General features: G+C 72.2%; 6 protein-coding genes. 4 read left to right on the forward strand and 2 right to left on the reverse strand.

Going from position 1 to position 7,482, the window contains the following annotated elements; translation table 11 throughout:
• On the forward strand, positions 1-1,236 hold a 1,236-nt coding region (locus GUY60_RS31230), incomplete at its 5' end, for a cytochrome P450 (protein WP_223178754.1).
• Between the two features lie 29 nt (positions 1,237-1,265).
• Here GUY60_RS31230 and GUY60_RS31235 read toward each other — a convergent pair.
• Together GUY60_RS31235 and GUY60_RS31240 are read right to left on the reverse strand one after the other, a co-directional pair.
• Complete coding sequence (locus GUY60_RS31235) at positions 1,266-2,156, reverse strand: PhzF family phenazine biosynthesis isomerase (RefSeq protein WP_161703934.1); 891 nt, start codon at positions 2,154-2,156, stop codon at positions 1,266-1,268.
• A 101-nt stretch (positions 2,157-2,257) separates the two neighbouring features.
• Positions 2,258-3,016, reverse strand: coding sequence for an SDR family oxidoreductase (locus GUY60_RS31240; protein ID WP_161703936.1), 759 nt, complete (start codon positions 3,014-3,016; stop codon positions 2,258-2,260).
• Between the two features lie 133 nt (positions 3,017-3,149).
• On the opposite strand from GUY60_RS31240, the gene GUY60_RS31245 reads away from it, so the two are divergent.
• The 3 genes from GUY60_RS31245 (at position 3,150) to GUY60_RS31255 (ending at position 7,428) form a co-directional block, all read left to right on the forward strand.
• The gene (locus tag GUY60_RS31245; protein ID WP_161703938.1) at positions 3,150-4,805 is read left to right on the forward strand and encodes an alkaline phosphatase D family protein; all 1,656 of its coding nucleotides are present in this window, start codon (positions 3,150-3,152) and stop codon (positions 4,803-4,805) included.
• Between the two features lie 188 nt (positions 4,806-4,993).
• Positions 4,994-6,319 (forward strand): Bcr/CflA family multidrug efflux MFS transporter, encoded by a 1,326-nt coding sequence (locus GUY60_RS31250; RefSeq protein WP_312866492.1) that lies wholly within the window; start codon positions 4,994-4,996, stop codon positions 6,317-6,319.
• Entirely contained in the window at positions 6,316-7,428 is a 1,113-nt protein-coding gene (locus GUY60_RS31255) for a serine hydrolase domain-containing protein (protein ID WP_161703944.1), read from the forward strand. Before GUY60_RS31250 ends, GUY60_RS31255 begins: the two co-directional genes overlap by 4 nt.
• The last annotated feature ends 54 nt before the right edge of the window (positions 7,429-7,482 follow it).

The following is a 7,482-nucleotide window of genomic DNA, read 5'->3' on the forward strand; positions in this document are numbered from 1 at the left end:
ACCCCCACCCCCACCCTCGACACCATCGACCTCCTGGAGGACACCTGGGCGCAGGGTGTGCCGCATGAGCAGTTCGCGCTGTTGCGGCGGGAGGACCCCGTGCACTGGCATGAGATACCCGGTGACGACACCGGCTTCTTCGCTGTGACCCGGCACGAGGACATCGTGGCTCTCAGCCGTGACCCGGAGCTGTGGTCCGTGGAGCGCGGCTCGTTCTTCGTGCGGGATCAGCCGGATGAGGCGCTGGGCAGTCTGGCGCTCACGTTGATCGGGATGGACCCGCCCAAGCACAGCCGTTACCGCCGCCTGGTCAACGCGGCATTCGCGCCCCGCGTGGTCCGGAAGCTCACCCGGGACATCGAGCGCAGGGCGGCGCTGCTGGCCGACCGGGTCGCGGAGTTGAGCCGGGAGGGCGGTGGCGAGGTGGAGTTCGTGGCGGAGCTCGCCGCGCGGCTGCCGTTGCAGGTGATCTGCGAGATGGTCGGCATCCCGGCCGCCGACGAGGACCGGATCTTCGACTGGTCCAACCGTATGGTCGGCTTCCAGGACCCGGACTTCCGTACCACCGAGGAGGACGGGCAGCAGGCGGCCGCCGAGATCTACGCGTACTGCGACGAGCTGGCCGCCGCCCGGCAGAAGGAGTCGCGCGACGACGTGCTGAGCGCGCTCGTGCACGGCGAGGTGGACGGGGAGCGGCTGTCGGCGCACGAGATCAACATGTTCTTCGTGACGCTGTGCGTGGCCGGGAACGAGACCACCCGCAACCTCCTCGCCGGCACCCTGCTCACCCTCGTCCAGCATCCCGCGGCGCGCGCCGAGCTGGTCGCGGGGATCGACGACGACGCGCTGTGGGCCTCCGCCACCGAGGAGTTCCTGCGGTGGAACGGGTCGATCCACAACTTCCGGCGGACCGCGAACCGGGACACGGAGATCCGTGGCGTGCCCGTCAGGGAGGGCCAGAAGGCGGTGCTTTTCTACACCTCGGCCAACCGCGACGAGGCCGTCTTCACCGACCCGGACGTCCTCGACCTGCGCCGCACTCCCAACGACCACCTCGCGTTCGGAGGCGGCGGGCCGCACTTCTGTCTCGGCTCGGGCCTCGCGCGTACCGAGATCAAGTCGCTGGTACGGGAGTTGCTCCGCCGCTACCCGCACGTCGAGCTGACGGGTGAGCCGCGGCGGATGCGCTCGGACTTCATCAACGGGATCAAGTACCTGCCGGTCAGGTTCAGTTGACGCGGACCGGCAGGTGGCGAGAGTCGAGGTCAGGCCTCGATACGGACCGCCGTGCCCGCCACATGCACCCGCGGGTCGCCCTGGCGCAGCGTCACCGTGAGCGTGCCGGGGCGGCCCATGTCCTCGCCCTGCCGGATCACGAACCGTGAGTCCTGGCCGGTGAGGCCGAGTTCGCGGGCGTACGCGCCGAAGGCGGCCGCGGCGGCGCCGGTCGCCGGGTCCTCGATCACACCGCCGACGGGGAACGGGTCGCGGGCGTGGTACAGCTCGGCCGAGGCGCGCCACACCAGTTGCACGGTGGTCAGGCCGAGCCGGTGCATCAGGGATTCGAGGCGCGCGAAGTCGTAGTCGAGGTCGGCGAGACGCGCGCGGGTGGCGGCGGCCAGGACCAGGTGGTCGTTGCCCGCGAAGGCGATCCGCGGCGGCAGCTGAGGGTCGAGGTCGGTGGCGGCCCAGCCGAGCGCGCCGAGCGCCTCGTCGAGGTCGGCAGGGTCGACGTCCTTGAGGTGCGGCTCGACGCTGGTGAGGGTGGCGCGCAGCTCGCCGTCCACGTCGGCCACGGTGACCGGGACGGTGCCGGCCGGGGTCGCGAAGACGAAGTCGCCGGGGCCGCCGTTGTGCTGGGCGAGGGCGACGGCGGTGGCGACGGTGGCGTGCCCGCAGAAGTTGACCTCGTCCTTCGGGCTGAAGAACCGCAGGGTGTACGCGCGCCCGTCCGCGTCGGCGAGTTCGGCGGGCGGAGGGGTGAGGAACGCGGTCTCGCTGTAACCGAGTTCGGCGGCGATGGCCAGCTGCTCGGAGTCGGCGAGGCCGCTGGCGTCCAGGACGACACCGGCCGGGTTGCCCCCGGCCGGGTCGGCGGAGAACGCGGTGTAGCGAAGGATCTCGGGGCGGGTTCCGGATGCGGATGCGCTGCTCATGTCGCTGCACAACCGGGCGCCGGGCGCGGGCATTCCCGTACGGGAGTCCCGTCACCCGTACGGGAGCGCGGTCGCCCGCCCGGCCCGGTGGGCGTGCTGCCTCAACCCCGCCCGATGTACGGCATGTTGGTGGCCATGACCGTGGCGAACTGGACGTTCGCCGCCAGCGGCAGCTCCGCCATGTGCCGCACGGTGCGGCCCACGTCGGCCACGTCCATCGCGGGTTCCGGCGCGACCGTGCCGTTGGCCTGGAGGATGCCCTGCTGCATCCGCTCGGTCATGTCGGTGGCGGCGTTGCCGATGTCGATCTGGCTGGTGGCGATCCGGTACGGGCGGCCGTCCAGGGAGAACGCCTTCGTCAGGCCGGTCATGGCGTGCTTCGTGGCCGTGTACGCGACCGAGTTCGGGCGCGGCACATGGGCGGAGATCGACCCGTTGTTGATGATGCGTCCGCCCTGCGGCGACTGGCCCTTCATCTGCCGGAACGCGGCCCGCGCGCACAGGAACGCGCCGTTCAGGTTGGTGTCGACGACATGCCGCCACGCGTCGTAGGACAGGTCCTCGAGGGGGACGCCGCCGGGACCGAACGTGCCCGCGTTGTTGAAGAGAAGGTCCAGCCGGCCGAACCGCTCCACGGTGGCCGCGAAGAGGGCCGCCACCTCGTCCTCGACCGCGACATCGGTGCGTACACAGAGCACGTCGTCGCTCTTCGTGAGTGCCGCGGTCTCCTCGAGGGTGGCCGTGCGGCGCCCGGCGAGCGCCAGCGACCAGCCGCCGCGCGCCAGTTCCACGGCGACGGCCCGGCCGATGCCTGAGCCCGCACCCGTCACGATCGCGATCTTCGTTTGCGCCTCGTTCATGGCCCCGCAGCGTACGGGACGCATGGCACTCCACTGCTCATCCGTCCGCCATTCGACTGTTGTGTACGCGTCAGTCCCCGGTCGTCGCGCGCCACTTCCATGTATCTGACAACAACCGTCAGGGGAGGGGCCGATGACACCCGCAGCTCACGAAGCAGCCCGGCACGCAGCCCGTCAGACCGAGGAACTGCGCGCGGCAGCCCGGCACTTGGGGCGCCGCCGCTTCCTCACCGTCACCGGCGCGGCCGCCGCGCTGGCCTTCGCCACCAACCTGCCCGGCACCGGCGCCGCACACGCCGCCGAACTGGATGCACGCCGCATATCGGGCGACCCGTTCACCATGGGCGTCGCCTCCGGCGACCCGCAGCCCGGCAGCGTGGTGCTCTGGACCCGGCTCGCCCCCGAGCCCTTCGAGGCCGACGGCGGCCTGCCCGCGCAGCGCGTGACCGTGAGCTGGGAACTCGCCCACGACGCCCGCTTCGGCCGCATCGTCAGACGCGGCTCCACCACCGCGCACCCGGAGTTCGGGCACTCCGTGCACGTCGAGGCCGACGGCCTGGACGCCGGCCGCGAGTACCACTACCGCTTCCGCGCCGGTGACTGGGTCAGCCCGGCCGGCCGCACCCGCACCGCGCCCGCCCGCGGCGCCGCTGTCTCCGCGCTCAAGCTCGCCGCCGTCTCCTGCCAGGCGTACCACGACGGCTACTTCACCGCGTACGGGCACCTCGCGCAGGACGATGTCGACGTGGTCTTCCACCTCGGCGACTACCTGTACGAGTACGCCGTCAACTCGGCGGGCGGGGCCCGGAATTACACCGACCGGGTGCTGCCCGCGCACTTCAACCGCGAGACGGCCACCCTTGACGACTACCGGATGCGGTACGGGCTCTACAAGTCCGACCCGGACCTGCGGGCCGCACACGCCGCGCACCCCTTCGTCGTCACCTGGGACGACCACGAGACCGAGAACAACTACGCCGACGACATCCCCGAGGACGGCGGCTCCTCCGAGACGTTCCTGATCCGCCGGGCCGCCGCGTACCGCGCGTACTGGGAGAACCAGCCGCTGCGCAGCCCGCAGCAGCCCAGCGGACCCGACATGCGGCTCTACCGCCGCCTGCACTGGGGCCGGCTCGCCCAGTTCGACATCCTCGACACCCGCCAGTACCGCTCCGACCAGGCGTACGGCGACAAGGCGCACCCGGCGGGGCCCGAGACCGACGACCCGAAGCGCAGCATCACCGGCGCCGGGCAGGAGCGCTGGCTGCTCGACGGCTGGCGCGGCTCCGACGCCCTGTGGAACGTCGTACCGCAGCAAGTCGTCGTATCCGAACGGCGGTTGGACCTCACCGAGCAGCCCAAGCTGTCCATGGACGCCTGGGACGGCTACCGCGCGTCCCGCGCCCGGGTCCTGGACGGGGCCGCGGCCGCCGGGGTCGACAACCTCCTTGTGCTCACCGGTGACGTGCACGTCGGCTACGCCTTCGACATCAAGAAGGACTTCGCCGACCCGGACTCGAGGACCGTCGGCACGGAGATCGTCGCCACCTCCATCTCCAGCGGCAAGGACGGCGCCGAGAAGCCCGCCACCTGGGACACGTACATGAAGGCCAACCCGCACCTGAAGCACTTCGACGGCCGCCGCGGCTACGTCACGGTGGCGCTCGGCACCGAGGCGGCGCGGGCCGACTTCAAGACGGTGTCCGCGGTCACCACGCCGGGGGCGCCGATCAGCACGGCCGCGTCCTTCGTCACCGAGGCGGGCAACCCGGGCCTGAAGCCCGCGTAACCCCGCGGCAGGGTTCGCCGAGAGGCGGGCGCCGCCCCTCGCACCCCGGTTCCCTTATTGGTCTCGACCACGACGGCCGAGCTGAGAGCATAGGGAGCCGACGGTGCGATGGGGAGGGGTTGAGGTACGTGACGGCTGTGGACCGACGTTCCGCGCAGCGCGAGGGGCCCGCCGGGTCCGACGGACCGATAGCCGACGCGACGGGCGGCCCCGGCAGAGCGGCGGCCCGGCGCACCGGACTCCTCACCACCCTCGTCCTCGGCGGACTCACCGCCGTACCGCCGCTGTCCATGGACATGTACCTGCCGGCGCTCCCCGAGGTCACCCACGCCCTGACCGCCCCGGCCGCCACCGTGCAGCTGACCCTCACCGCCTGCCTCGCGGGCATGGCGCTCGGGCAGCTCGTGGTCGGCCCGATGAGCGACAAGTGGGGCCGCCGCCGCCCGCTCCTCGTCGGCCTGCTCGTCTACATCGTGGCCACCGCGCTCTGCGCCCTCGCCCCCGACGCCCAACTCCTCATCGCCTTCCGCCTGTTGCAGGGCCTCGCGGGATCGGCGGGCATCGTCATCGCCCGCGCCGTGGTGCGTGACCTGTACGACGGCGTGGACATGGCGCGGTTCTTCTCCACCCTCATGCTGATCTCCGGCGTCGCCCCGATCGTCGCGCCGCTCATCGGCGGCCAGGTGCTCCGCTTCACCGACTGGCGCGGCATCTTCGTGGTGCTCACCGCCATCGGCGTCGCGCTCACCGCCCTGGTGTGGCGCCGCCTGCCCGAGACCCTGGCGCCCGAGCGGCGGCAGTCCGGCGGGGTGGGGGAGGCGCTGCGCACCATGCGCGGCCTGCTCGCCGACCGGGTCTTCACCGGCTACATGCTCGCGGGCGGCTTCGCCTTCGCCGCGCTGTTCGCGTACATCTCGGCCTCGCCGTTCGTGATCCAGGAGATCTACGGCGCCTCCCCGCAGACCTTCTCGCTGCTGTTCGGCCTCAACTCGGTCGGCCTGATCACCGTCGGGCAGATCAACGGCAAGATCCTCGTCGGCCGGGTCCGGCTCGACCGGGCGCTCGCCGTCGGCCTCGCCGTCATCACGCTCGCGGCGACGGCGCTGCTCCTGATGACGACCGGGGTGTTCGGCGACGCGCGGGACATCGGCCTGGTCCCGGTCGCCGCCGGTCTCTTCGTCCTGATGTCCGCCATGGGCCTCGCCATGCCGAACACCAACGCCCTCGCCCTGATGCGCACCCCGCACGCCGCGGGCTCCGCATCCGCGCTGCTCGGCACCTCGTCGTTCCTGGTCGGCGCGGTGGCCTCGCCGCTCGTCGGCATCGCGGGCGAGCACACCGCCGTACCGATGGCCGTGGTCCAACTGGCCTGCGCCCTTGCCGCGGTCACCTGCTTCCTCGCCCTGTGCCGCCCCTGGCAGAACCGCCCTACTGGTACGGATACGGGTACAGGTACGGGTACAGGTACGGCTACAGGTCCACGTACCGGCGGCGCGGAGGGAGCGGAGCTCTGAGCCCGGCAAAGCTGGCAAAGCTGCGCACCGGCCCGCCCGAACGGGCCGGGCTCGACCCCGAGGAACTCCGGCTGCTCGTCGACGACGTGCGCACCCTGCCCGGCACCTGGTGCGCCGGAGCCGTGGTGCTCGCCGGGCGCGGACCGGTCATCGCCGTCGAGGAGGCGGTGGGCTGGGCGCTGCGGTACGTCAGCGCCGACGAGGAACTGCCCCCTCACCGCCGCGTACCGATGAACGTCGGCACGCCCTTCGACCTGGCCTCGCTCACCAAACTCTTCACCGCGGTCGCCGCCGTGCAGCAGATCGAACGCGGCACCCTCGGCATCGACGCCCTGATCGGGGCGTACGTGCCCGAGCTCACCGCCGCCGCCGAGCACCGCATCACCGTGCGCCAGCTCCTCACCCACACCTCGGGCCTGCGCCCCGAACTCCCGCTGTACGCCTGCCCGGACGCCGCCGCCCGGCTCGCCGCGCTGCGCGCCGAGCGGCCGGTCGCCGAGCCCGGCGGCGCGTACCTCTACTCGGACCTCAACATGCTGCTGCTACAGCAGGTCCTTGAGCGGATCACCGGCCGCCGCCTCGACCGGCTGATCCGCGAGGGCATCACCCGGCCGCTCGGCATGACCGGCACCGGCTTCGGACCCTGCCCGTTCGCGGCCGCCACCGAGGACCAGCGCACCCCTCGTGCCAAGCTCGACCGCGGCCTGGTCAGGGGCGTCGTGCACGACGAGAACGCGTACGCCCTCGGCGGTGTCGCCGGGCACGCCGGACTGTTCTCCACAGCACACGACCTGGCGGTGTTCTGCCGCACGCTGCTCGCGGGCGGGGCGTACGGGACGGCGCGCATCCTCGGCCCCGACTTCGTCGACCTGCTGCTTCGCCCGCCGGGGCTCGGCTTCCTCGTCGACCAGAAGTGGTTCATGGGCGAGCTCGCGGGCCGCGGCGCGGCGGGCCACACGGGCTTCACGGGCACGTCCCTGGTACTCGACCGGGCAACGGACACGTTCCTGGTACTCCTCGCGAACACGGTCCACCCCGTACGGACGCGACCGGACAGCACCCCTCGGGCACGGGCGGCGAGCCGGCTGGCGCGGGCGGTGGCAAATTGAGCCCCTCCGGCGTTTGAGGTGGGGGCACCTCCCGGCGGTAGCTGGGGGAGGGGG

Origin of the sequence: Streptomyces boluensis (assembly GCF_009908195.1) — a bacterium.
Taxonomy (GTDB): Bacteria; Actinomycetota; Actinomycetes; order Streptomycetales; family Streptomycetaceae; genus Streptomyces; species Streptomyces boluensis.